The organism is Agromyces sp. C10 (assembly GCF_023217995.1).
Classification (GTDB): domain Bacteria; phylum Actinomycetota; class Actinomycetes; order Actinomycetales; family Microbacteriaceae; genus Agromyces; species Agromyces indicus.
Window position 1 is genome coordinate 139,240 of the sequence record NZ_JALPSX010000009.1, and the last position, 24,041, is coordinate 163,280.

Annotated in this window: 22 protein-coding genes and 1 tRNA gene; 16 read left to right on the top strand and 7 right to left on the bottom strand. The window is 70.0% G+C overall.

The features are described from left to right. Positions 1-131: 131 nt before the first annotated feature. From M1L56_RS11805 to M1L56_RS11830, 6 genes are all read left to right on the top strand, one after another. Positions 132-1,241 (top strand): sugar ABC transporter substrate-binding protein, encoded by a 1,110-nt coding sequence (locus M1L56_RS11805; protein ID WP_248599383.1) that lies wholly within the window; start codon positions 132-134, stop codon positions 1,239-1,241. Between the two features lie 114 nt (positions 1,242-1,355). Further along, positions 1,356-2,366 carry an ABC transporter permease gene (locus M1L56_RS11810; RefSeq protein WP_248599384.1) on the top strand — a complete coding sequence of 337 codons (1,011 nt, stop codon included), beginning with the start codon at positions 1,356-1,358 and terminating at the stop codon, positions 2,364-2,366. Continuing rightward, positions 2,363-3,892, top strand: a complete 1,530-nt coding sequence (locus M1L56_RS11815; protein WP_248599385.1) for a sugar ABC transporter ATP-binding protein — start codon at positions 2,363-2,365, stop codon at positions 3,890-3,892. Before M1L56_RS11810 ends, M1L56_RS11815 begins: the two co-directional genes overlap by 4 nt. Before the next feature lie 4 nt (positions 3,893-3,896). Next, a complete protein-coding gene (locus M1L56_RS11820; RefSeq protein ID WP_248599386.1) occupies positions 3,897-4,916 on the top strand; it encodes an ABC transporter permease in 1,020 nt (339 codons plus the stop codon). A gap of 14 nt (positions 4,917-4,930) precedes the next feature. Then, positions 4,931-6,427, top strand: coding sequence for a beta-Ala-His dipeptidase (gene pepD, locus M1L56_RS11825; protein ID WP_248599387.1), 1,497 nt, complete (start codon positions 4,931-4,933; stop codon positions 6,425-6,427). Between the two features lie 308 nt (positions 6,428-6,735). Beyond that, positions 6,736-7,122 (top strand): hypothetical protein, encoded by a 387-nt coding sequence (locus tag M1L56_RS11830; protein ID WP_248599388.1) that lies wholly within the window; start codon positions 6,736-6,738, stop codon positions 7,120-7,122. A gap of 246 nt (positions 7,123-7,368) precedes the next feature. Here the strand turns inward: M1L56_RS11830 and M1L56_RS11835 are convergent. Next, positions 7,369-7,439, bottom strand: a tRNA-Gly gene (locus M1L56_RS11835). Positions 7,440-7,541: 102 nt separating this feature from the next. Between M1L56_RS11835 and dcd the strand changes: the two genes are divergently transcribed. From dcd to M1L56_RS11860, 5 genes are all read left to right on the top strand, one after another. Beyond that, a complete protein-coding gene (gene dcd / locus M1L56_RS11840) occupies positions 7,542-8,147 on the top strand; it encodes a dCTP deaminase (RefSeq protein WP_248599389.1) in 606 nt (201 codons plus the stop codon). A 251-nt stretch (positions 8,148-8,398) separates the two neighbouring features. Then, positions 8,399-9,466 (top strand): glycosyltransferase, encoded by a 1,068-nt coding sequence (locus tag M1L56_RS11845; protein ID WP_248599390.1) that lies wholly within the window; start codon positions 8,399-8,401, stop codon positions 9,464-9,466. Continuing rightward, positions 9,463-10,332, top strand: coding sequence for a nucleotidyltransferase family protein (locus M1L56_RS11850; protein ID WP_248599391.1), 870 nt, complete (start codon positions 9,463-9,465; stop codon positions 10,330-10,332). The genes M1L56_RS11845 and M1L56_RS11850 overlap by 4 nt, the downstream gene beginning before the upstream one ends. Further along, positions 10,329-10,610: a PqqD family protein gene (locus M1L56_RS11855; protein WP_248599392.1), complete on the top strand. Its 282-nt coding sequence runs from the start codon at positions 10,329-10,331 to the stop codon at positions 10,608-10,610. The genes M1L56_RS11850 and M1L56_RS11855 overlap by 4 nt, the downstream gene beginning before the upstream one ends. A gap of 103 nt (positions 10,611-10,713) precedes the next feature. Continuing rightward, positions 10,714-12,093, top strand: coding sequence for an O-antigen ligase (locus M1L56_RS11860; protein WP_248599393.1), 1,380 nt, complete (start codon positions 10,714-10,716; stop codon positions 12,091-12,093). Here the strand turns inward: M1L56_RS11860 and M1L56_RS11865 are convergent. Next, positions 12,090-13,244: a hypothetical protein gene (locus M1L56_RS11865; protein ID WP_248599394.1), complete on the bottom strand. Its 1,155-nt coding sequence runs from the start codon at positions 13,242-13,244 to the stop codon at positions 12,090-12,092. The genes M1L56_RS11860 and M1L56_RS11865 overlap by 4 nt on opposite strands. Before the next feature lie 66 nt (positions 13,245-13,310). On the opposite strand from M1L56_RS11865, the gene M1L56_RS11870 reads away from it, so the two are divergent. Beyond that, entirely contained in the window at positions 13,311-14,825 is a 1,515-nt protein-coding gene (locus tag M1L56_RS11870) for a polysaccharide biosynthesis tyrosine autokinase (RefSeq protein WP_248599395.1), read from the top strand. A 25-nt stretch (positions 14,826-14,850) separates the two neighbouring features. Here M1L56_RS11870 and M1L56_RS11875 read toward each other — a convergent pair whose 3' ends face one another. Continuing rightward, positions 14,851-15,861 carry a hypothetical protein gene (locus M1L56_RS11875; RefSeq protein WP_248599396.1) on the bottom strand — a complete coding sequence of 337 codons (1,011 nt, stop codon included), beginning with the start codon at positions 15,859-15,861 and terminating at the stop codon, positions 14,851-14,853. A gap of 55 nt (positions 15,862-15,916) precedes the next feature. Between M1L56_RS11875 and M1L56_RS11880 the strand changes: the two genes are divergently transcribed. Then, the gene (locus M1L56_RS11880; RefSeq protein ID WP_248599397.1) at positions 15,917-16,816 is read left to right on the top strand and encodes a hypothetical protein; all 900 of its coding nucleotides are present in this window, start codon (positions 15,917-15,919) and stop codon (positions 16,814-16,816) included. On the opposite strand, the gene M1L56_RS11885 is transcribed toward M1L56_RS11880, so the two are convergent. Then, on the bottom strand, positions 16,809-17,819 hold the full coding sequence (locus M1L56_RS11885) for a glycosyltransferase family 2 protein (protein ID WP_248599398.1): 1,011 nt from the start codon (positions 17,817-17,819) through the stop codon (positions 16,809-16,811). The genes M1L56_RS11880 and M1L56_RS11885 overlap by 8 nt on opposite strands. Before the next feature lie 120 nt (positions 17,820-17,939). Between M1L56_RS11885 and M1L56_RS11890 the strand changes: the two genes are divergently transcribed. After that, a complete protein-coding gene (locus M1L56_RS11890; RefSeq protein WP_248599399.1) occupies positions 17,940-18,902 on the top strand; it encodes a glycosyltransferase family 2 protein in 963 nt (320 codons plus the stop codon). On the opposite strand, the gene M1L56_RS11895 is transcribed toward M1L56_RS11890, so the two are convergent. Next, entirely contained in the window at positions 18,899-19,948 is a 1,050-nt protein-coding gene (locus tag M1L56_RS11895; protein ID WP_248599400.1) for a glycosyltransferase family 1 protein, read from the bottom strand. The two genes, M1L56_RS11890 and M1L56_RS11895, sit on opposite strands and share 4 nt — an antisense overlap. Before the next feature lie 62 nt (positions 19,949-20,010). On the opposite strand from M1L56_RS11895, the gene M1L56_RS11900 reads away from it, so the two are divergent. Next, a complete protein-coding gene (locus tag M1L56_RS11900; RefSeq protein WP_248599401.1) occupies positions 20,011-21,162 on the top strand; it encodes a glycosyltransferase family 4 protein in 1,152 nt (383 codons plus the stop codon). Here M1L56_RS11900 and M1L56_RS11905 read toward each other — a convergent pair. Beyond that, on the bottom strand, positions 21,143-22,351 hold the full coding sequence (locus M1L56_RS11905; protein WP_248599402.1) for an ABC transporter ATP-binding protein: 1,209 nt from the start codon (positions 22,349-22,351) through the stop codon (positions 21,143-21,145). The genes M1L56_RS11900 and M1L56_RS11905 overlap by 20 nt on opposite strands. Before the next feature lie 253 nt (positions 22,352-22,604). Here M1L56_RS11905 and M1L56_RS11910 point away from each other — a divergent pair, with 253 nt between their 5' ends. Continuing rightward, positions 22,605-23,114: a hypothetical protein gene (locus M1L56_RS11910; protein WP_248599403.1), complete on the top strand. Its 510-nt coding sequence runs from the start codon at positions 22,605-22,607 to the stop codon at positions 23,112-23,114. An 80-nt stretch (positions 23,115-23,194) separates the two neighbouring features. Here the strand turns inward: M1L56_RS11910 and M1L56_RS11915 are convergent, their stop codons facing one another. Then, positions 23,195-24,013 (bottom strand): ABC transporter permease, encoded by an 819-nt coding sequence (locus tag M1L56_RS11915; protein ID WP_248599404.1) that lies wholly within the window; start codon positions 24,011-24,013, stop codon positions 23,195-23,197. Between the last annotated feature and the right edge of the window lie 28 nt (positions 24,014-24,041).

Genomic DNA, 24,041 nt, shown 5'->3' on the forward strand with positions numbered 1-24,041 from the left:
GATTCCCGACCGGAACCCTTGGGCGCAGACCCACCACCACACCCGACGATCACCAACCACAGCGTCACCCGCGAGGTGACACCGACCACCACCAGGAGTCAAAGATGTCTCTGCATCGCATTGCCCGGAGGATGACCGCTGCCGTAGCCGCCAGCGCCGCCTTCGCACTGGCGCTCTCCGGCTGCACCACGACGGCCGGCGTCGCAGGCGGCTCGGCCGAGCCCCTCGAGAAGGAGGACCTCGTGATCGTGGCCTCCGTCATCAACACGCTCAATCCGTACTTCCAGGGCAACATCACGGGCGCCGAGGCCCTCGGCGAGGAACTTGACATCCCGGTCGAGATCGTCGACGCCAACGGCGACCCCGGCACGCAGATCTCGAAGATTCAGGGCGTGATCGCAAAGGGCAAGAAGGTCGTCCTCTTCGTCAACACCGTCGACAACTCGGTGGTCCGCCCGATCGTCGAATCGGTCAAGCAGGCGGGCGGCTTCGTGACCATCTGGTGGAACAAGCCGGACGACTACGAGCCGTGGGACGCGGGCGACAACTTCGTGGCCTTCCAGAAGCACTCGGGCGTCGACTCGGGCCGCTGCAACGCCAAGGCACTCGCGGACTCCCTCGGCGGCGAGGGCAACGTGATCATGCTCCCCGGCGTGCAGGACAGCACCACGAGCCAGACGCGCGTCGCCGGGTTCCGCGCGGAGATGGAGGAGAACTACCCGGGAATCACGATCCTCGAGGAGCGCCCGTCCAACTGGGACCCCCAGCTCGCGTTCGACAACTCCAAGCAGCTCATCACCAAGTACGGCGATGACATCAACGGAGTGTGGAGCGCTGACGACGGCATGCAGATCGGCTCGATGAAGGCCTTCAAGGACGCGGGCCTGATCGACCAGGTCAAGTTCGCGTCGGACGGCCTCTACCCCGAGACCATCGCCGCCATGCAGGCCGGTGAGCCCATCGTGGGTGAGACGTTCCACCGCGGCTACATGGCGTCGGCGGTCGGTCTCTACACCGCCTACCTCGCGGCGACCGGCGAGATCGACCCGTCCGAGCTGCCCAAGGAGAAGCGCAACAGCCTCTTCGAGCTCAGCTGCGTGACGCCCGACACTCTGCCGGACTATCTGCAGTACGACGAGCCCGATGCGCCGGCGAAGTTCATCGACGGACTCATCGAGAACGGTCCGTGGGCCGCCGAGCCCATGCCGCTCGTCGGCGGCGGCCCCGAGGTCCTGCCCTAACGGCGTTCGAGATCTCCCCGGCCGCGCAGCGGGCGCGGCCGGGGAGCCCACTCCCGTTTCACCCATCTTGACAGCGAGGTCACCATGATCAACGCGACAGTGCCGCCGGAGAGCGTGGACACTACCGCCATCCGGCAGCACGAGATCCAGACGGTGCGGCGCAGCTTCCTCCGGGGCATCGCCGAGCCACTCGGCCTGATCGCGGCACTGGCCGTGCTCATCATCATCTTCACGCTGCTGAATCCGCGGTTCGCCACCATGGGGAACCTCCGCAACGTCCTCGACCAGGCGTCGGTCCCGCTCATCGTCGGCGTTGGCGCCACGCTCGTCATCCTGCTCGGCTCGATCGACCTGTCGGTCGAGGGGGTCATGGGGGCATCGGGCATGGCCTGGATCCTCATGTCCGCCAACAGCCGCGGGGGCGTCGACCTCGGGATCTGGGCGTGGGTGGGTGCGATCGCCCTCGGAATGGTGCTCGGCTTCGCCAGCGGCGCCCTCTTCACGCGACTGAAGGTTCCCTCGTTCATCGTCACGCTCGGCATGTGGTATGTGGGACTCGGCATCGCCACATTGATGTACGGATCGGGCATCGTCCCCATGCTCACCGACGACGCGGTGGGCGGCTGGGCCAGCAGCGCCACGCTGGGCCTCCCGAACTCGTTCTGGCTCGCGGCCGTCGTCGTCGTGCTGGGCGTGCTCACGCTCCGGTACACCCGTCTCGGCCGGGTCACGTACGCCATCGGCGACAACGAGGGCATTGCGAAGGGCAATGGGATGCCGGTCGCCCGCGTGAAAACCGTCGTGTTCGTGCTCGCGGCGGCGCTCAGCGGCCTGGCCGGCATCATCGCGACCATGAAGCTCGGCGCGGGGTCCGCGACCGTGGGATCCGGCGTCCTGTTCGTCGTGATACCGGCCGTCGTCATCGGCGGCACCTCCCTCGGCGGGGGCAAGGGCGGCGTCCTCCGCACGGTGCTCGGAGTTCTGCTCCTCACCGTGCTCACCAACGGACTGATCCTCGCGGGCGTCAGCCCCAGCTGGCAGTCCGGCGTCTCCGGGGCGATCCTGGTCGCCGCCATCATCGTTGCGGCGTGGTCGCAGCGCGACCGTCTGCGAGTGGCGAAGTGAATGCGACGACTCCTCCCGTCCTGAAGCTCGACGGCATCCGCATCTCTTTCGGCCCCATCGCCGCGGTGAAGGGCGTGTCGCTCCAGATCGAGCGCGGCGAGATCGTGGGACTCATCGGCGAGAACGGCGCCGGAAAGTCCACGCTCCTGAAGATCCTCACGGGCATCTACCAGCCCGACGCCGGAACGATCGAGGTCAACGGCGCCGCCGTCCGGCTCCGCGGTCCGCGCGACGCGATCGCCGCGGGCGTGGGCGTGGTGCACCAGGAGCAGTCGCTCTTCTCGAACCTCAGCGTCGCCGAGAACATCGAGATGAACACCCCGCCGGGCGTCGGCGGCGTCTCCCGGGTCGGGCTGTACCGCTGGAGTCGCCTCAACCGCGACGCCGCGAAGACGCTCGAGAAGATCGGGTCGAAGCTCGACCCGCGCACCCGCGTCGGCGACCTCTCCTTCGTCGACCGTCAAATGGTCGAGATCGCTCGCGCCATCCACATGGACCCGTCACGCGACACCACGCCCCTCGTCATCCTCGACGAACCGACCTCGCTCCTCGAGCGCAAGGAGACGGCCATCCTGGAGCGTGAGATGCGCAAGCTCCGCGACGTCGGCGCCGTCATCTTCGTCTCGCACCGGCTCGACGAAGTGCTCCGCGTGTGCGACCGGGTACTCGTCATGCGCCACGGCGAGCTCATCGCCGATCGTCGCACCGAGGACGTGACCGAGGACGACCTCTTCCACCTCATGGTCGGGCGCGAAATGCACTCGCCGGCGCGTCGGCACCGCCCCATCGCGGCGGACTCGAGTCCGGCCGTGGAGGTGTCGGCCCTGACGAGGAAGGGGAAGTACCGCGACGTGTCGTTCACCGTGCATCCGGGACGATGCACCGTGATCGTCGGCACCAGCGGCTCCGGCCGCGAGGCGCTCTCCCGGACGCTGTTCGGTGCCGAGACGTTCGACTCGGGTTCCCTCTCATTCGGCGGCAGCCCGGCGCGCCGATGGAGCATCCCCAAGGCGACCCATGCCGGCGTCGGGTACGTGCCGGCCGAGCGCAAGGTGGAGGGGATGGTCGGCGGACTGCCGGCCGCGCAGAACCTCACGATCACGCATCCGGGCGCCGCGGCCGCCGGCCCCGTGCTCCTCCCGGCCAAGCGGGACCGGGTCGCCCAGGGGTGGTTCGAGACCCTCGACGTGCGGCCGAACGACACCTCGCTGGAGCTCGAGCGGTTCTCGGGCGGCAACCAGCAGAAGGTCGTGCTGGCCAAGTGGCTGAACTCGCCGGAACTGAAGGTGCTCGTGCTCGATCACCCGCTCCGCGGCCTGGACCCGGGCGCCGCCGAAACGGTCAATGAGCAGATCCGTCGCGCCTGCGACGAGGGGACGGCTGTGGTCCTCCTCGCCGACACGCTCGAGGAAGCGCTCGAGATGGGCGACGAGGTGGTCGTCATGCGCGACGGCGCGGTCACCGGCCACTTCGACCTCGCAACCGACGACCCGTCCACCCTCGACCTCCTCGAAAGGATGCTGTGAGCGTATGAACACCCTCACGTCTCCGAAGGAGCAGACGACCGCCCCGGCGGCCGCGCACGCCTCGCGGCGGAGCCTGCTCAAGCGTCCCCGTCGCCTCTGGGAGGTCACCGGGCCGCTCGTCATCTTCGCGGTCATGCTCGCGATCGTGTCGGCGCTCACGCCGACCTTCCTCGCCAGCAACGGCCTCACCTTCATCGCGGCCGCCGCGGCGCCGATCCTCCTCCTCGCACTCGGGCAGGCGCTCGTTCTGAACATCGGGTCGATCGACCTGTCCAATGCGGCGATTGCCGTGCTGGGCGCCATCGTGCTCGCGTTCATGCTCGCGCCGTTCGCCGCCGCCGCCCCGCTGCTCGTGCTCCTGATCGTGACCGCGTTCGGCGTGGTGAACGGCCTGCTCGTGGCCTACGCCCAGGTGCCGTCGTTCGCGCTCACGCTCGGCACGCTGGGCATCTTTCAGGCGGCGGCGCTCGTGCTCAGCAACTCGACGACCGTCTACGTCTCGGCCAATGGGGAGGCCATCTCAGCGCTGTACCAGAGCGGCATCCTCGGCATCCCCATGACGTTCTGGGTCGGCGTGGTCCTCGCCGTGGCGCTGTGGGTGATGCTGCGGTACACGCGACTCGGTCTCTCCATGACCGCGATCGGCAACAACGAGTCTGGGGCGATCTTCTCGGCCGTGCGCAACCGTCGGGTCAAGGTCATCGTGTTCGCCCTCTCCGGATTCACCGCGGGGCTCGCGAGCATCGCAATCATCGCGCAGTCCGGTTCGGCGTCGGCCACCGGTTCTGGCGGCGACCTGCTGCTGCCGGCCATCACGGCGGCCATCCTGGGTGGCACCTCGATCTCGGGCGGCGTCGTCAACCCGATCAACGTGGTCTTCGGAGCGTTGACGGTGGCCCTCGTCCCGATCGCCACCACGGCGATCGGCGTGGACGCTCAGGCCCAGAACCTCGTGTACGGACTCGTCATCATCGTCGTCGTCGCGCTCACGATGGCTCGCACGCGCGGCGCTATCGTCAAGTGAAGGAAGAGAGCATCATGTCCCACACCGCAGAACAGCCGTCGACGAAGACGGGCGTCCTCGACGGGCTCGAGCCTCGGGAGGTCCTGGGGTACTTCGAGATCCTCGCAGGCATTCCCCGGGGTTCCGGGAACGAGTCGCAGGTCGCCGACTGGGTGGTCGACTTCGCCCGCTCGCACGGCCTCGAGGCCGTGAAGGATCAGCGGAGCTGCGTCCTCGTGCGCAAGCCCGGTCAGGGCGGGCTCGAGAACGCCGCTCCGCTGATCCTCCACGGACACCTCGACATGGTCTGCGAGAAGGCCGAGGGCGTCGAGTTCGACTTCGTCAATGACCCGATCCGCCTCGTCGTCGAGGGCGACTACATCACCGCCGACGGCACCTCGCTCGGCGCCGACAACGGGATCGGCGTTTCCTACATCCTCGCGCTTCTGGCGTCCGACGACTTCCCGCATCCGCCCCTGGAGGCGGTGCTGACGGCGATGGAGGAGCTCGGCAAGGGTGGCGCCGCCGAGTTCGACACCACGCAGCTTCGCGGTCGCCGGATGATCGACTTCAACTGGATCACCGACAAAGAGATTCTCGCGGGTTGCTCGGGCGACGTCACGTTCACCGTGGACATCCCGGCGGAGTTCGAGTCCGCCCCGACGACCCACTCGGCCGCGCGGCTACTGATGGTGCGCGGCCTGAAGGGTGGCCACTGCGAGTTCGACATCCAGCTCGAGCGCGCCAATGCGCTCCAGGTTCTGGCCCGCGCCGTCCTCGCCGTGTCGAACCGATTCGATGTGCGCATCGCAGCTCCGTACGGCGGGGCCCAGAACAACGCCATCCCCGCGGATGCAGAGGTCGTCCTCGTCGCCCGCCCGGAGGACCTCGACGGCATCGCTGAGGTCGTCTCCCGGCTCGGGGCGGACCTGGCGGTCGAATACGACGTCGCCGACCCCGACATCCGGCTCGACCTCGGTGCGGCGGACGTGCCCGACCGGGTGTTCTCCACGGCGGCCGCGCACCGACTCACGACGCTCACGCTGCTCATCCAGCACGGCGTGGTCCGCTGGAACCTCCACGTGACCGACCGCGTCGAGACCTCGAACAACCTCGGCACCATCCGCCCCACCGAGCGGGGGGTGCAGCTGATGTCGACCATCACGTCGGCGCTGACCTCGCGCAAGCACGAGCTGTACGACCGCGTCCGTGCCCTCGTCGAGCTCGCCGGCGGCGGCGTGACGACCGCGTTGTTCGGCCTCGACGCGCCGGAGTTCCCCTACCGTCCGGACTCCGAGCTCCTCGCGGTCGCCTCGCAGGCCTACCGCGACGTGCTCGGTGAGGAGCCGGCCGTCGAGGTGTCGCAGTGCTCGCTCGAGCTCGGCATGTTCAGTCGTCGCGTTCCCGTGGCCGACATCATCTCGATCGGCACCGAACTGCACGCGCTGCACTCGCCCGACGAGAAGGTCAACCACCGTTCCGTCGAACGGGTCTGGCCGCTCGTCAAGGAGGTAGTCTCCCGACTGGGCTAGGAGTCCCGCACCGTCAGTCGATCGCCGCGGCCTCCCCAGCACGGATGCCGCGGCGATCGTCGCCGTCGACGGGCCCCCGTCGGCATCCGTCGCGTCACCTTCGGGGGGGAACCGCTCGGCGAGGGAAGCGAGCAGGGCCGGCCGGAAGGCGTCGGCCCACACCTGGTAGCCGCCCAGCTGGTGCCGAGAATTGCTCGCACCCGACCCGGGCTTCGGCCTGGAGCACCCGGTCGTCTGCATCGTGCTGCGCTCGCGGTTCGGCGTGCGGGGGTTCCTGTCGATCCTACGTACTGATTACACCCGACGACGTGTACGGCGTGGAGGTCGCTGCGTTCTTCACGGTCGGCTTGACTTCCCTCGACCTCACGCGGGCATCTGGGGCGGCAAAGAAGAAGCTCATGGGCAACATCACCATGGACCAGACGGGTGCCTACTGCATCGCAGAGTTGGCCCGTTCCGATCGGTTCACGAGCGAGCACCTCCCGGGCAGCGTTCTCATCGATGAGGCCAAGCAGGTCGTCAAGCGGGCGCGGAGCTACGTCGCCGGCCGATTCCTCGTAGTCGACGCGCAGGAGAAGGTCTTCGAGAGGCTGTATGAGCCGGCTGGGTTTAAGCGCGTAAGTGTTGCAGAAGCGCCCCGCGGCATGGAGGATCGCGACTTTCTCACTGCATGCTGCGTCATCAAGGACTGGTGACCCGACTCCGGCGCGCTGGTCGAAGAGTCAGGGAAGCATCCTGTCTTAAGGGGCGCGCGCACGCTCGCGGCGCGGCGGCACGATGGGCTTTGAGATCCGGTCTGCGAAACGGCATGCTCAGCTTCGGCCGGGACTCCACGGGCTGCGCCGCATTTCAAGTTGAATCATTAACCGTGAGTTAACCGTGACAAGCGGCATTTGGTCGGTCGCCCATCCGGTTGAATGACCGGCAAAAGCCCTGATCAGAGCCGATGACGGGAATCGAACCCGCGCTGTCTGCTTGGGAAGCAGAAGTTCTACCATTGAACTACATCGGCATGCGGCATCCGCTCGAGGAGGAGGGCGCCGCGCTGACCATCGTAGCAAGCGTCTCGACACGCTCCGCTACCCGGCGACCGGGGCCTCGGTAGGCTGGCTCCGTGCTTCTCTCGGATCGCGACATCAGGGCCGAACTCGATCGCGAACGCATCCGCCTCGAGCCGTACGACCCGGCGATGATCCAGCCGTCGTCGATCGACGTGCGGCTCGACCGGTACTTCCGGTTGTTCGACAACCACAAGTACCCGTTCATCGACCCGGCGGAGGACCAGCCCGAGCTCACGCACCTCATCGACGTGCGGCCCGACGAGCCGTTCATCCTGCACCCGGGCGAGTTCGTGCTGGCGTCGACGTTCGAGGCGGTCACCCTGCCCGACGACGTCGCGGCGCGGCTCGAGGGCAAGAGCTCGCTCGGGCGGCTCGGCCTGCTGACGCACTCCACGGCGGGCTTCATCGACCCGGGCTTCACCGGTCACGTCACGCTCGAGCTCAGCAACGTCGCGACGCTGCCGATCAAGCTCTGGCCGGGCATGAAGATCGGCCAGCTCTGCTTCTTCCGGCTGTCGTCGGCGTCCGAGCGGCCCTACGGCTCGGCCGAGTACTCGTCGCGCTACCAGGGCCAGCGCGGTCCGACCGCGTCGCGGTCGTTCCAGAACTTCAGTCGTGCGGATGTCGGCGTGACCGATGCCGGCGCACCTGGTCGCTGAGCTCCCGAACGTATCGCCCGGCGCGACACCCGTTCAGGGGCTGGATATCCGAACCGATTCGTGTCCTCATTTCAGAGGACACCCCCAGTAGTGGTGTCAAACGCCGAAAATCGCCCTGAAGCGGGCTTTTCCTCCTATCGGTCCCCCGAAATGCGGACATAGTATGCCGCTACGCGCGAGCCACTCGATCCGCCATCCCCGAAGCCCGGTGGGCCGAGTACCCGAGGCCCGCGCAGGAAGCGGGAACACCCATGCCCGAGATCGTGCTCGCCCACGACTACCTCGTGCAGTTCGGCGGTGCCGAACGAGTCGTGGCAGCCTGGGCCGACGCCTTCCAGCCGAAGTCCGTGTACACCCTCGCGTACGCGGCCGAGTCCACGTTCGATGCCTTCCGTGGCGTCGACGTCCACGCCTCCATTCCGGATGCCCTCCATCACCAGGTCGAGCGGATGCTGCCCCTGCTCCCGACGATCGCCGGCCGGACGACCGCGGCGGGCGGGGAGATCGCCCTCGTCTCGAGTAGCGGGTGGGCGCATCGCTTCCAGTACGACATGCCCCACGTCGTGTACGTCCACAGTCCGGCACGCTGGCTCTACGCAGCCGATGACTATCGGCTCCGCCTCAGCCCGCTCCGCCGGGCAGGGCTGGCCGCGAGCACCCCGCTCCTCCGTCACGGTGACCGCGAGGCCATGCACCGTGCGCGGAAGGTCGTGGTCAACTCGGTCGTGACCCGGGATCGCGTGCGGCTGGCGTACGGCATCGACGCGGAGGTCGTGAACCCGCCGGCAGAGGTCATCTGCGACCGACCCATCCAGCCCGCGCGGCGTCTCCCCGAGCAGTTCGTGCTCTGCGTCGCCCGCGACCGCGGCTACAAGAACGTCCCGCTCGCGATCGCGTCGGCCAAGGTCGCGGGGCTTCCCATCGTCGTCGTCGGGACCGGTTCCGAACACCTGGATCGGCCCGATGAGCAGGTGCACTGCCTCGGACGAGTGACCGACGGCGAGTTGTGCTGGCTGTACCGGGAGGCATCCGTCGTGGTCGGAGCGGCCCGCGAGGACTTCGGACTCTCGATCGTCGAAGCGGCCCTCGAGGGGACGCCGGCGGCGGTCATCGCAGCCGGTGGTTACCTCGAGACCGTCGCCGACGGTCGGAACGGGTACCACGCCGCGTCCCCGACACCGGAAGACCTGGCCACCGCCATCCTCCGGGCGCGCGACATCGACGCCGCGACGTGCCGTACCTGGGCGCAGCGGTTCGGTCGCGACGCGCATCTCGCCCGCATGGCTAGAGTGATGGAAGAGGTGGTGCAGCGGGCGTGAACGAGTTCCAGGTCGACGTGCCGCTTGCGGTGCGTCTCCGACTGGGCCACGCCGCCATGCAGCACCTCGCCGACTCCGTCGGCGTCGACCTGCTCCACATCAAGGGGGCCGCGGTCGACCCCGAGCTCAGACCGGTCGAACTTCACGGCACCGACATCGACGTGCTCGTACGACCTGCCCAGTTCGCCACGCTCGACCGCACGATGCGCCGGCACGGATGGCGCCTGCACACCTCATTCCAGACCGGTTCGCCGTTCGGCCATGCGCAGACGTACCTGCACGAGACATGGGGGTACGTCGACGTGCACCGCTTCTTCCCCGGCGTCCGCCTCGACCCCGACGCGGCATTCGAGCGGCTCTGGGACGACCGCCGGCATCTCATGATCGCCGCCGTCTCCTGCGCCGTTCCCGACACGGTGGCGCAGTCGGCGCTGCTCATCCTCAACGTGGCCCGGGCGCGGGGCGCGAACGCGAGCGACCTCGACGCGGCATGGCACCGAGCGGATGCCGCGCGGCGATCCGAGATCGAGGCGCTCGTCGCCGAACTGCGAGCCGAGGTCGGTTTCGCCGCGGCGCTCGGCGACCTCGAGCGGTTCCGCGGCGAACGGGACTACGCCCTCTGGAAGGCGGTGTCCACCGGCGGTACGCGGGCGGAGGAATGGTGGGGTCGGGTGCGCGCGGCGCCGACGCTCAGCGGAGCGGTCGGGATCGTGCTCCGGGCGCCGCTCGTCAACGTCGACCACCTCCAGTTCCGCCTCGGCCGACGTCCCACCCGCGGCGACGTGGCGAAGGAGTTCCTCGCTCGGCCCGCGCGGGCCCTCGCAGAGGCGTGGCAGCGGCTCCGACGCGGCGGAGCGGGCCGATGACTCGTCTGCGCCGCGCCCCGGGAGTGGCGGTGGTCGAGGGAGAGGACGACGTCGTCTACGCGGCGTTGCTGCCCGATGGTCCGATCGTGGTGCTCGGGGGCGGTGCCGCTGCGATCTGGCTGGAAGCCGCGGTCGGCGACCGCGACTCGATCGCCGATCGGGTTGCCGCGCGGACGGGCGCGTCGGTCGAGGACGTCCGGACCGAGGTGAACCGGTTCGTCGACGAACTGCTCGAGCGCGGACTGCTCGCGGCCGAGGAACGCGGACCGGCGTCGTGACGGCATCCGTCGCGATCCGGCGCCGGACGGGTCGCGGTCGATGACAGGTGCCGCGCGGTCCTCGCCCTGCGATACTGGAGCCGATCTCACGGAGGGCACGGCGATGGGTTCCAGGAGCATGCGCGCGCAGCTCTGGCGAGAGCGCGTCGCCGACTGGTGGGCCGGTCTCTGGCGCTGGCTCCTCCTCGCCGCGGGAACCGCCGCAGCGGCGTACATCGTGCTCGGCCAGGGTCTCGAGAATGCGACCATGACGGCGTTCGCGATCGCGGGACTCGTCATCGGCGCCGTCCTCACCTCGTCCATCCCGCTCGCGATCGCCCTGTTGGCGATGCCCGCGTTGTTCATCGTGCAGCGCATGGCGATCGGCGTCGGCGACCTCTCGGTGTCGGACTTCGCCCTCGCCGCCGCGTTCGGATGCGCGGTCCTGCTCGGCAAGCGCCCGTACTCCGCCCCACTGCGGGCGTTGCTGTGGTTCAACCTCTTCTACCAGTTCACGACCCTGTTCACCGTGGTCGTGAACCCGTACGCCGAGAACACCGTCGAGTGGGTGCACGCCTGGCTGCTCGTGTCGGGGGCGCTCGTCGTCGGCTGGGCTCTCGGTGCCGCCGGGTACGCGCGGCTCGCGCTGTCGCTGATGGTGGCCACCGCGGCCGCGATCGCTGTGCTGACCGTGATCCATGGCGGGCTCCAGTACCTGACCGGCAACTTCAGCCCGGTCTACGTCACGTGGCCGTTCGAGATGCACAAGAACTTCATCGGCACCGCGCTGGCCTTCGCGGCGGTGGTCGTCTACGTGAACCCGGGATGGGCTGGATGGAACCGCGGGCTCGCGCGCTCCACGCTGGCGCTCCTGGTCGCGGCCATCCTCATGACCCAGTCGCGTCAGGCCCTGGTCGGGCTGATCCTCGCCGTCGTCATCGTGGTGATCCGCCGGCGCGTCACCGGGCGCTCCCGCCTGGTGCTCTTCCTCCTCATCCCCGCGGGCTGGCTCATCGTGACCATGGTCGCCGACCAGGTCGCCTCCCAGAACGAGTTCAACTCCGTCTTCCAACGGCTGAACTGGTTCCGGGAGGTCTACCACTACTGGCGGGAGGCGCCGGTCTTCGGCCATGGCCTGCGCTACTGGTACAACGATCCGACCGTGCCCTTCCAGCCCCCGCAGGCAGAGATGGAGGTGCTCGCCTCCGCGGGCATCGTGGGACTGGTGGGCTTCCTCGTGATGTGCGTCGGCATCCTGGTCGTCCTCTGGCGAGTCGACCCTCGCTACGGCACGCTGGCCTTCGCCGTCGTGCTCAGCCGGATCGTCCAGGGGCAGTTCGACCTCTTCTGGGTCGCCGCGCAGGTGTCGATCCCGTTCGTGATCGCCGGCATCTGCCTGGGGGCCATGGACCGCGCGGGTGCGACGACACCGCTCGAGGCGGATGCCGCAGCCGGTGACCTTCGCGCGACGACGGGCCCGCCGACGCGCGTGGCGAGTACCTAGAAGGCCACGAGCAGACCCGCGTCGACGAGGTCGCGGATGGCCTGCGCGACCACCGCGGCGGCGTCGACGCCCTCGGGGGGTTCCGGCAGCTGCTCGATGGCGGCCGCCGTGAGTTCCTCCTCGGTGGAATCGTCGGCGGCGAGCCAGAGGATCGGGCCCAGCCCGTCGAGCACGGTGACGCTTCCGGGGACCAGCACGACGAGCTGATCATCGATCATGAGGGCGTCCCGGTGCGTGGCCCTGCGGAAGGTTCCGGCGGGTCCGTCGGGGCGCGGCTCGGCTGCATCGGGGAACTCTTCCGGGCGCTGGTGCTTGAAGCAGTCGCAGTCGCGCTCGCGCATCGACACCGGCGTGAGGAACGGTCGCTCGTCGCCGGCCTCGTCGAGGATGCGGTCGACGAGACCGGGAAGCGTGCGCGCCTCGGAGTAGATCACACGGCGGACGCCGCCCGCCGAGATGATCACCTCCGCGAGGGTGCGGAGCGGATCCTGCAGCTCGGCGAGGAAGCTCGTCTGCGGTACGAGCTCCGCGAGCACTTCGGTCAACGGCACCGGTTCGATCGAGGGCTCCGCCGCAACCGGTCGTCGGTCGAGGAGCGCGAGCGCGGCAACCCTGAGGGGCGCCTCCGAGGCGGGCTTGAGCTCGAGCGTCGATGCGCCGACCGTGCGCTTGTGGCCCGGCCGCTCGCCGAGCGACAGCGGCTTCGGATATGGCACCACGGTTCCGTCGGGGAGTACCGCGAGGGTCTCGTCGGTGACGTAGCCGTAGGTGGCGCCGAGTGCCTGGGATGCCGTGGTCTTGCCCCGACCGGACGGGCCGATGAAGCCCACGACCCGGCCGTCGTCGAGCGACACGGCAGCGGCATGGAGCATCAGGGCCCGGCCGCGCAATTCGGCGATGCCGTGATGGGTCACCTCGGTCGCGATGAGGTCGGCGAGGATCTCCGCGGACGGGGCGACGACCGTCGGCGCGTCGGCGTCGGCGAGCATGCCCGAGACGCCCGCGCTGATGGTGTGCTGCGGCGTGCCGTCCTCGACGAGGAGATCGGACCACTGGGCTCGGAGTTCGGCCTGCTCGTCGCCCGTGAGGCTGTCGTCGAGTTCGATACGAACCGTCGACGCCAGAGCGCGCACGGCAAAGGCTGTTGGCATAGCATGGAGCCTACTCACTGTCGGTCAGCCGCGCCGCGGTCTCGCCGCTCACACCACGGAGGTGGCATGGAGTTCCGCGATTACCTGCGCGGTCTGCGCCGGCACTGGGTCGCCATCGTGCTGATGACCTTGGTGGGCGTCGCTGCCGGCTATGGGTGGACGCTCCTGCAGACGCCAATCTACACCGCTGGTGCGAGCGGGTACGTCGCGGCGAGGCAGACGGAGGATGTCAGCCTCTCGACCGTCGGCGACGGCCTCGCCCGGTCGCGAGTGCAGTCGTACCTCGACATCGCCGGGTGGCGGTCGGTCGCCGAGAACGCGATCGACGAACTGGGCTTGGAGACCACCCCCGAAGAGCTCGTCACCCGCGTCACGGTCACGAACCCACCCGACACGGTCGTCATGAAGATCAGCGCGCAGGCCGACACCCCCGAAGCCGCGCGCGACCTCGCCGAAGTCTGGATCCGGGCGATGATCGTCGAGATCGACGCCATCGAGGGAGACGGTACCGAGGGTTCGGCCGCCGTGACCGTGATCCCGGGCGACTCGGCATCGCTGCCCACCAGCCCGACGTTCCCCGATCTCCAGACGGCGCTGATCGTGGGAGGCATCCTCGGTCTCGGCTTCGGGATCGCGTTCGCGCTGGTCCGGACCGTCTCCGACCGGCGCATCCGCACGGCTGAGGACGCCGAGCAGAAGAGCGGGGTCGCCGTGGTCGGCACCATCCCGGTCGCCCCGGGCCTCGACGCCGAGACCCGGCTCATCGAGCCGACCGCCCCGAGCGGAGGGAAATCAGGGACCTTCGCGGTCACCGAGGCATTGCGGGCCCTGCGAACCAACCTGCAGTTCATGGATGTCGACCATCCGCCCAAGACCATCGTCGTCACGAGCCCGCTGCCGGGCGACGGCAAGTCGACCATCGCCTGCAACTTGGCGCTGACGCTCGCCGCCGCAGGAACCACCGTCGTGCTGGTCGACGGCGACCTGCGGCGTTCGACGGTCGCCAAGACCATGGGACTTCCCGACGGTGCCGGGCTGAGCGATGTCCTCGCCGGTCGCGCTGCGCTCGCGGAGGTGCTTCAGCGCACGCCCAAGTCCACGAACCTCCTCGTCCTGGCGGCGGGGAGCACCCCGCCGAACCCGAGTGAGGTGCTCGGATCGGAGCGCATGCATGCGCTGATGGCCGACCTGACGAAGCACGCCACGGTCATCATCGACGCTCCGCCCCTGTTGCCGGTGACCGACGGGGCGGTGCTGACCCACCAGGCGGATGGTGCGCTCGTCGTCGTCACACTCGGCAAGACGACCCACGACCTGCTCACGAAGGCGCTCGACACGCTCCACAAGGCACGGGGCCGGGCGCTCGGCATCGTGCTGAACAAGGCGCCGCTCCGAGGGGTGGACGCGACGCCCTACTCGTACGAGTATCGCCGCGAGTACACCGATGACACGGTGGAACAGGACGCGACGCCGGTGGTCCCCGCCGACGAGAGCATGCCCGACGGGGTGAACGAGCTCTTCACCGAGACTGCGGCCACCACGACCGGCACCGGCGGCGGCCGGCGCAGCCGCCGACGCTGACGGGTCCACCGCGCGCCACGACTGGTCACGTCGATGGGGGCGCGGCGATGCGGTCGAGACGGTCCATGAGTGGTCCGCTCGCCCCCGGCTCCACCTTGCGGCAGAACGGTGACCCCGACTCCATGATCGCCTGCAGGTGGTCGAGGGTGCAGACGGCGGGCTGGTCGAGCGCGGGATCCCACTCGAGGTGGGTGACCGCAGCGAGCGGGGCGGGAGGCCGGCGCCACGAGAGCGGCGTGACGAGCGCCGACTCGTCGGGGATGATCGAGCGCTCGTACAGGCGCCGCAGCCGCGAGCCCGGCGCGAGGTCGACGTCGAGCAGGCGGTCGAGTTCGGGTCGCCGGAGTGCGACCCACTGGCTGCCGCGATAGCAGGGCCGCTTCGTCGAGAACGGCGAGCGCGCTCGCCGGATGCCGTAGAAGACCCCGCGACCCCGCGCGACCACGCGCACCGAGCACCATGGTTCCAGTCGGAGGGCCATCGCATCGCGGAGCCGACGCCAGGCGCGGCCGACCCCACCCTGCGCGCGGAGTCCACGCCGGGCGGCCGGAGTCTGGAACCAGCGGTGACTGTATCGGGTCATCGCATCGTCGCCGACGCCCAGGCGTGTTCCCCACCGGGGGACGTATTCGATCGGCGACGCGGCGCCGATCCAGCCGCCCGCGGACATCGCCTCCGACTCCCAATCGACGAGGGGGCGAGCGGGATAGTCCTGTCCGGAGAGGAGGCACACCAGATCGGGGTCGAAGCGCGATCGCGCCCGTGCGAACGCGAGGAGGGTCGCTTCGACGAGCTCCCACGACCCCCAGTCGGTGGCGAGGCCGTGCTCGAACACCTCGACGTTCGCATCATCCGACGAGCTCGGTGCGGGTTCGCGGCGTCCATCGTGGGCGACGAGCACGAACGCCTCGGGGCTGGACCGCCGGATCGCTCGGATGAGGCGCTCGACCTGCGACGGGTCCGAGTGCGTCAGGACCACGTACACGGTCCGCGGGCGTCCGGCCGGCTCCGCCCGGCGCAGGCCGTCCCGTTCCATGCGGCAAGCGTACGACGTGCGGTGGACCCACGTGCTCGACCTAGACTCGTGACTCGTGGGGGGCGATGACGTGAGATCGGGCGGCGGCGCCGACCGCCCCATCAGGATCTCCGCGTACGTCCTGGTCGCCGACCCCAACTTCCTCGCCCGGAGCCTCGCGTCGTACTACGACCGCGTCGACCGGATCATCCTGAGCTACGACCAGTCGGCCGTCTCGTGGACGGGCACACCGCTTCCGCTCGACGACTGCCTCGCTCTCGTGGATGAGATCGACAGGGCGCGGAAGTGCGTCCACGCGCCGGGGCGGTACGCGCGGCTCGAGCACGATGCATTCGAGAACGAGACCCACCAGCGCCAGGAGGCGCTCGACGCCGCCTCCGAAGCGGCCGACTGGGTGGTCCAGCTCGACTCCGACGAGGTGATGGCGTCCCCCGAGGCGTTCTTCGACGCCCTGGTAGCGGCCGACTCCGCCGGCGCCGACGCGCTCGACTACCCCTCGCGCTGGCTGTACGCACGGTACGCTCCCGGCCGGTACCTCGAGGCATCCGATCGATGGGGCCGCGTGGCCGCCTCGTACCCGGGACCGCTCGCGGTGCGGTCGGGTACCCGTCTCCGTCACGCGCGGCAGACGGATGCGCAGCTCTACCGGGTGGACATGAGACCCACGAACACGGACCCGTGGCGGTCGCCCTCGAGCCGGGTCGATCGGGTGATCGCTCCCGCTGAGGCCGTCCTGCATTTCTCCTGGGTGCGGACTCCCGAGTTCATGCAGCGCAAGTTCGGCTGGTCCGCACACGCCGAAGCGCTTCGGCCGCCCGCGGTGTACCGGCGGTGGCGGTGGCGGAGCCGGCATCCGCTCGTCGCGGCGGTGACCTCGCCGCTGCGTTCCTCCGACTGGTACCGGCGCGTCTCGATTCCCGAACCGCCGGGGGGACCGCCGTTCGGCGTCAGCTGAGGCTCGGGCCGGCCCCCGGCCGCAGGAGGCCAGCGAGGCGACGGCGGACCGACCCCGGCACGGCGGCGCGCAGTCGGTCGGTGCGCCGAGGGAGGATCGCCCGTGAGAGTGCGAGCGCCTCGCGGAACGCCGGCCGATCGCGGTGCGCCCTGGCCGCCTCGAGCGTCCACCCCAGCACGTGCCGGTACTCGGCCCGGTAGGCGACGAGCGGGCGATGCGGCGGCGTCGGGAGATGCGTCGGCTCCCAGAACGAGCGGATGGCGCGCAGCGTCGTCAGCCCGTTGCCGGGCGATCCGGTCCGCGTATTGGTTCCCGCGTGGTCGCGGAAGAACGCGAGGCGCTCCGGCAGCGTGTGCCACTCGGCGAACCGTGCGACGTTCACGTACATCACCCAGTCCTCGGCGGTGGTCATCCCATCGGGGAAGCCGCCGGCGCGTCTGAGGACGTCGCGACGGACCGCCGCGGAGCTCATCGAGCCGCGCAGCCGCTCGAGGAGCAGGTCGAAGCTGCGACCCTCGATGTCGAGGTAGGTCATGTCGCGGCGTGGAACCGCGTGGGCGGCCGCGTCGAGGCACTCGTCGAGCGTGCGCGCCGCGATCTCATCGTCCGGACCGGGTGACTCCGCGAAGCTCCAATACCAGCTGCTCATGGCCGCCCGGTCGGGCACCTCGGCGACGGCCTCCTCGACGCGCGCGAGGTACTCGGGGTGGAGCAGGTCGTCGTCGTCGAGGAAGCAGACCCATTCGGTCGTGAGTCGCGCAACGCCGGCGTTCCGGGCGGTGGCGACGCCCGCGTGCGGCATCGCCACGACCTCGACGGGCGCCTCGGCGAGCGCCGCGATCGCCGGGTCGTCGACGCCGTCGACCACGACGACGATGCGGTCGAACGACCGTGTCTGGCGCAGTGCGCTGTCGACGGCCTGGATCACCAGATGCGGGCGCCGGTGCGTCGGGATGACGAGACCGAACGTCCGTCGGCCGGCCCGCTCGGCGTCCTCGAACACGAGCACATCCTAACCGCGGGGTACGCACGGCGACCGCCGGGGATCGACGGCTGCCGGCGATCCCCGGCCGCAGCGCGGCGCCGGGATAGAATCGTGCCCCGTCACCGAGGGACGCGGGGAATGATGACCGGAGCACCGAGCCTGAGCGTCTGCGTGGTCACCTACGAGCGTCCCGAGTTCCTGCTGCGCTGCCTCCGATCGATCGACGCGGGTACGGATCCCGATGTGCAGGTCGTGGTCGTCGACGCCTCCGCCGAGAACCGCGGCGACCAGGCACGCGGCATCCGCCCGTCGGTGGTGTACGTGCACGCCCCCGGCCTCGCCGGCTGGATGACGAGATCGCGGAACGAGGCGCTCAAGCACGTGCGCGGGGAGATCGTCAGCTTCCTCGACGACGACGTCGTGCTGCGCTCGGGGTGGCAGGGCGCGCTCGTGGCGGCGTTCGAGGACCCGTCGGTCATGGCGGTGGCCGGCCGGACGTGCAACGGGGTCGTCGGGGAGGAGCACTACCCGCTTCCGATCGGCCGGCTCCTGCCCGATGGGACCCTGACCGACGGCTTCGCCGCGCTCGTGGCCGATGTCGTCGAGGTCGATCACGGGATCGGCGCCAACATGTCGTTCCGGCGGTCGATCCTCGCCCGACTCGGTGGATTTCGCGACGACTACCCCGGCACGGCGTTGCGGGAGGATACGGACGTCTTCCTGCGCATCCGCGCCCTGGGCGGGCGCGCGGTCTTCGCCCCCGCTGCCGCCGTCGACCATCTCCCCGCCCCGCACGTGCGAGGCGCGCGATTCGACACCCGCTACAAGCTCTACGGTCGGCGGAACCACATGGTGCTCCTCGCCCGTCACGACGGCCTGCGCTCGCGCCGGCTGCGGCGCTGGGTCGGAGTGCAGCTGCGCGACGTCCTCGCCGCGCCCGGACTCGGGGGGAAGGTCCGGCGCGCCGGCGTCACCGCCCTGGGGATCGCGTGGGGCGCGGCCGCCGCGGTGCGGGATGCGCGGTGGCGGCCGCTCCCCGCGTCGCGCGAGGACGCGCTGGGGCGAGAGCTCCGAGAGTATCTCGGCGCCGGCCCCAGCTAGCGTCCGGCGACCCTCCGCCAGACCTCGGCGTGACCTTGCACCGATCGCTGCCAGGAGAAGTCGGCCGCGCGGCGACGGCCGCGCGCGACCATCGCCGCGAGATCGCCCGACGGATCGACGGCGTCGACGATCCCTGCCGCGATGCCCGCACTCGTGGCGGGCACGAGCAGGCCGGCGTCGCCGACGACCTCCGGGAGCGCCGACGTGTCGGCCGCGACGACCGGAACGCCGGCCGCCATCGCCTCCAGGGCGGGCAGACCGAAGCCCTCGTACGTCGACGGCACGACGACCGCGGCGGCGCTCGCGATCACCCGGGGCACCAGTTCCTCCGGCTGGCGCCCCAGGAGGCGCACGTCGGGCAGGTCGGCGAAGAGCCGGGTCCGCTCCGGGTGCTCCGGTCCCATCAGGGCGAGGCGCAGCCCCGGACGCGCCTCTCGGACCGTCGGCCAGGCCTCCGCGAGCGCCGCAAGGTTCTTACGTCGCGAGGCGCCCCCCGTGTGCAGGACGAACGGTTCGGCGAGCCCGAGGCCGGCTCGCTCGATCTCGGTCAACGGCACCGCGCCGAAGAAGCGCTCGTCCACGCCGTTGTGCACCACGACCGGATCCCGGACTCCCAGGAGGTCGACGACCTCAGCGGCGGTGAACGCCGAGACGCAGATGACGGCATCGGCGGCGCGGGCTTCCTCCCGTGCGGCGCGGACGGGCGTCGACTCGTCGGGAAAGCGCCAGGCGACCGTGTCGTGGATGGTGACCACGTCCGCGCCGCGTCCCGGCGGCAGCAGGAGGTCGGTACGGTGCACCACCGAGCCGGGATCGGGGAACGCGACGCGACCCATGAGCCGGCGCTCGAAGGCGGAACCGCGCGCGAGCCGGCCCATGGGGAGCCGTCCGGTGCCATCGAGCGGTGAGCGCATCGAGCGGAAGACCTCGCGGCGGACGGTCCAGCCGGGCAGGGCGCGGTGAGCGCCGCGGCTGATCTCGCGTTCGTACCGCTGGGCGCCCATCGGATTGCCCGACGCGGTGCTCGCTAGGATCAAGTGCGGCATCCGGCCTCCTCACCGCACAGGCTAGTCGGTGCGTCGCGCCGGGATCCGTCCAGGAGGTGGGCATGACGAAGGTCGCCCTCGTCGCCAGTTCGTTCCTGCCTCGCGTCGGGGGGGTCGAGGAGCACGTCGCGAATGTCGCGGTCCGACTGCGCGATCGCGGGCACGACGTCGTGATCTGGGCGGTCGACCAGGGTGACGGGACCCTGCGCGAGCACCACGGCATCCGCGTGAGGTACCTGCCATGCCCACTGCCCAACCGGTCGCTCGGCGGACTCCTCCGATTCGCCCGAGAGCTGCCCGACGCGCGCCGGGCGTGGATCCATGCGCTGCGCGGCGACCGCCCTGACGTGCTGCACGTGCAGTGCTACGGGCCGAACGGGATCTACGCCGACTGGTTGGCGCGCCGGGGCCGGCTCCCGCTCGTCTACAGTCACCACGGCGAGACGTTCGCCGACGCCGACGGAGCGTTCGAGGTCTCGGCACTGCTCCGCACCCGACTGTCCGCGACCCTCGAGCGCGCCGTGGCCGTGACCTCTGTCTCGCGGTGGGCGGCCCGGGACCTCGAGCGGTTCGGCTTCGCCGCCGACGGCGTCCGGGTCGTGTACAACGGCGTGGACCCCGACGAGCCCGTCGGTCCCCCGCCTCCGGGTCTCCCGGATCGATACGTGCTCGGGATCGGTCGGCTCGCGCGGAACAAGGGCTTCGACGTCCTGGTCCGGGCCTTCGCCCATATCGCGCACGAACCGGAACTTCGGGGCGTCGGGCTCGTGATCGGCGGTGACGGACCCGAGGCGGCGGCGCTCACCGAGCTGGCCTCCGAATCCGGTATTGCCGACCGCGTCACCATGGTCGGGAGACTCGCGCGGCCCCAGGTCGGCGGCGTCATCCGGTCGGCCGCCCAACTGGTGGTGCCCAGCAGGGTCGAGGCGTTCGGCATCGCCGTGCTCGAGGGCTGGCGCGCCGGCATCCCGGTGCTCGCGACGAACCACGGCGGACCACCGGAGTTCGCGACCGACGGGGTCGATGTCGTCCTCATCGACCCCGACGACGATGCCGGGGTCGCCGAGGCGATGCGGCGTGTCCTCCTCGACCCGGCGGACGCGGCCGCGCTCGGACGTGGCGGGGCGGCGCGCCTCCGCGAATTCACGTGGGACTCGGTCGCCGAGGCGTACGAGCGCCTCTATCGGACGACGATCACCGCACCGAGTAGCTGAAGTCGCTGAGCACGGCCGAGCGTCCGTACGCGTCCTCGGTCGCCGTCTCGGGATACGGCAGCCCCGGGAGCACCTCGAACGACGCCGCGCCCTCCCACGCGTCCATGACCCCGACGGAGCAGAGGAACACGTCGATCGAGTACCGGCCGGGACGCAGCCAGAGCCCGTCGATGTCGAGCGTCACCTCGTGCGGCGAATCCGGCTCCAGCCAGGTGCCCGTCAGCCGCGAGTCGCACTGCACGACGGTCGACCCGTTGGCGTCGGTCAGGTGGCATGACACGTAGTAGCGGCCGATCTCCGCGGGGCCGTCGGGGATCCGGACGGTCACGCTCCGCCGATCGGTCGCCCGGGACGTCGGGGACGACATCGTCACGGACGTCGCGCGCAGTCGGCCGTTGCCCGGCCGCCGCGACGCCTCCAGCTGTGCGGCGGCGTGGTCGTCATAGCTCTGGCGGTAATGGTGCATGGCGGTCTCGACGTCGCCGTGGTAGGCGAGCCGTCCCGACTGCAGGAACATCGCCGACGTGCAGAGGTTGAGCACGGTGTGCATCTGGTGACTCACGAAGAGCACGGTGCGCCCGTCGGCCGCGGCGTCCCGCATCTTCTGGATCGACTTGCGCTGGAACTCGGCGTCACCGACCGCGAGCACCTCGTCGATCGCCAGAATCTCGGTCTCGAGATGCGCGGCGACCGCGAACGCCAGCCGGACGTACATGCCCGATGAGTACCGCTTGACCGGGGTGTCCAGGAAGCGCTCGACGCCCGCGAATGCGACGATCTCCTCGAAGCGACGCACGATCTCGCGGCGGCGCATGCCGAGGAGCGTGCCGTTCAGGAAGATGTTCTCGCGTCCGGTCAGCTCCGGGTGGAAGCCCGTGCCCACCTCGAGCAGGCTGCCGACCCGGCCGTTGAGCTCGATCCGGCCGGTGGTCGGCGCGGTGATGCGGGTGAGGAGCTTCAGGAGTGTGGACTTGCCGGCGCCGTTGCGGCCGATGATCCCCACCGCCTCGCCCTCTGGGATCTCGAAGTCGAGCGCGTGGAGTGCGTCGAACCATTCCACCTCCGCGCGGCGGAATGGGTGACGCAGGAATTCGACCATCGCCTCGGTGGCTCGACTGCTTCGATGCTGGTGGCTGATGCGGTAGGTCTTCGACAGGTTCGAGACCGAAATCGCGGTGCCGTTCGCCATACGACCCCTCGTCGTCGCTGAGTGCCGGACCGCCCGAGGGCGTCGGAGCTTACGCTAACACCCCCGCCATGTCACCCGAACTCGGGGTGCGCTGAGCGAGGTTGAGGCTTGCTCAGCCCTAGTGATGGCGCGGAAAACGGGATACTCTCGCCCCGTGAGCCCCGAAACTCACAGCGTATACCCGAGTTCACCCGACTCGGCGGCCGCGACCCAGGCGACCGTTATAGCCCGAAGCACCCCAGGAGGACCCCGCATGAGCGACGTCGACCTCGAAGACAAGAAGCCGGGCGTCAGCCGACGCACGGTCGCCAAGGCGATCGCGTGGTCCGTCCCCGCGGTGGCCCTCGCCGTCCCGGCCCCGGCCTACGCGGCGAGCCCGTGTACGCCCGTGCCCTCGTTCGGCGGCCAGAGCTGCAAGTGCCCCGGTGGATCGACGAACGTCAAGTTCGGCTACATCCTGCAGATCTGCGTGACCGTCGGCAACCAGTGCGCGCTTCCGCCCGGTGGTCTCGTCGCGACGATCACGAACATCGAGAACAACTCGGGCAAGCCCCTCACGCCGCTCACGGGGCCCGGCTACCCGTTCAACGTTCCGGTGACCGTCGCTCCGGACTGCGGGGGCACCGCGTACCTCTTCGATTCGGAGAGCAGCGCGTCGACGTTGATCATCTCGTACAACATCGGCGGCGGCCCGACGCAGACGATCTCGCTCGCGGCCCCGCCGGACTGCGCGGCGAACTGCAGCGGGCCCGCGCCGGCCTGAGCACCGATTCGATCGACCTGAACGCCCCGGCCCCGGTGGCCGGGGCGTTCCGCGTGCCCGGCCGGTGAGCGCGCCCGGCGTCAGATGAGGTCGGCGAAGGAGCGCTCGTTGCGCTGGAACACGATCGACCCGATGAGGAACACCCCGAGGCTCACCACGACGGCGCCGACGACCTGCCACGCAGGTGGCATCGCCGTCCCCAGCATCGAGAAGCGCCACAGCTCCATGAGCCAGGTGAGCGGGTTCGCGAGGAAGAACGGTTCGAGCCGCGCGTCGACCGCTTCGAGGGAGTACGCCACGGGGGTGGCGAAGAGCGCGATCTGGAGGAACCACGGCAGCACGTAGGCGACATCGCGATAGCGGACCATCCACGCCGACGTCGCGAGGCCGATGCCGAGGCCGAGCAGCACGAACAGCAGCACCCACACCGGCATGAGGAGGACGCCCCATCCGGGGTTGACGCCGTAGGCGATGAGGAGCACCACGCCGAGCGCCAGCCCGACGAGGAAGTCGAGCAACGCCGACATGACGGTGGAGATCGGGACCAGCATCCGCGGGAAGAACACCTTCGACACGAGCGCCTGGTTGCTCACGAGCGAGGGCGCGGCGCGGCTCACGATGCTGTTGAACAGGGTCCAGGCGAGCATGCCGATGAATGAGAAGAGGAAGTACGGGATGCCGCTGCTCGGCAGCCCGGCGACCCCGCCGAAGATGATCGTGAAGATGCCCGCTGCGGCGAGCGGCTGGATCAGCACCCAGATCACGCCGATCGCAGTCTGCCGATACCGGAGCACGACGTCGCGCTGGCCGAATCGGAAGGCGACCTCGCGGGCTTCCCACAGTTCACGCCACCGCGGCAGGGCGAAACGGCCGGGGGGAGTGATCACCGTGGTTCGCATGCCGGCTCCGTCTCGTCCGAGCGCCCGC

What these genes read in the sequence shown, in the direction of transcription:
- M1L56_RS11865 (WP_248599394.1), bottom strand. Translation starts at nt 13,244, where the DNA reads ATGCCAACAGCCTTTGCCGTGCGCGCTCTGGCGTCGACGGTTCGTATC.
- M1L56_RS11855 (WP_248599392.1), top strand. Translation starts at nt 10,329, where the DNA reads ATGACTCGTCTGCGCCGCGCCCCGGGAGTGGCGGTGGTCGAGGGAGAG.
- M1L56_RS11860 (WP_248599393.1), top strand. Translation starts at nt 10,714, where the DNA reads ATGGGTTCCAGGAGCATGCGCGCGCAGCTCTGGCGAGAGCGCGTCGCC.
- M1L56_RS11875 (WP_248599396.1), bottom strand. Translation starts at nt 15,861, where the DNA reads ATGGAACGGGACGGCCTGCGCCGGGCGGAGCCGGCCGGACGCCCGCGG.
- M1L56_RS11890 (WP_248599399.1), top strand. Translation starts at nt 17,940, where the DNA reads ATGATGACCGGAGCACCGAGCCTGAGCGTCTGCGTGGTCACCTACGAG.
- M1L56_RS11905 (WP_248599402.1), bottom strand. Translation starts at nt 22,351, where the DNA reads ATGGCGAACGGCACCGCGATTTCGGTCTCGAACCTGTCGAAGACCTAC.
- pepD (WP_248599387.1), top strand. Translation starts at nt 4,931, where the DNA reads ATGTCCCACACCGCAGAACAGCCGTCGACGAAGACGGGCGTCCTCGAC.
- M1L56_RS11870 (WP_248599395.1), top strand. Translation starts at nt 13,311, where the DNA reads ATGGAGTTCCGCGATTACCTGCGCGGTCTGCGCCGGCACTGGGTCGCC.
- M1L56_RS11845 (WP_248599390.1), top strand. Translation starts at nt 8,399, where the DNA reads ATGCCCGAGATCGTGCTCGCCCACGACTACCTCGTGCAGTTCGGCGGT.
- M1L56_RS11895 (WP_248599400.1), bottom strand. Translation starts at nt 19,948, where the DNA reads ATGCCGCACTTGATCCTAGCGAGCACCGCGTCGGGCAATCCGATGGGC.
- M1L56_RS11900 (WP_248599401.1), top strand. Translation starts at nt 20,011, where the DNA reads ATGACGAAGGTCGCCCTCGTCGCCAGTTCGTTCCTGCCTCGCGTCGGG.
- M1L56_RS11910 (WP_248599403.1), top strand. Translation starts at nt 22,605, where the DNA reads ATGAGCGACGTCGACCTCGAAGACAAGAAGCCGGGCGTCAGCCGACGC.
- M1L56_RS11820 (WP_248599386.1), top strand. Translation starts at nt 3,897, where the DNA reads ATGAACACCCTCACGTCTCCGAAGGAGCAGACGACCGCCCCGGCGGCC.
- M1L56_RS11805 (WP_248599383.1), top strand. Translation starts at nt 132, where the DNA reads ATGACCGCTGCCGTAGCCGCCAGCGCCGCCTTCGCACTGGCGCTCTCC.
- M1L56_RS11915 (WP_248599404.1), bottom strand. Translation starts at nt 24,013, where the DNA reads ATGCGAACCACGGTGATCACTCCCCCCGGCCGTTTCGCCCTGCCGCGG.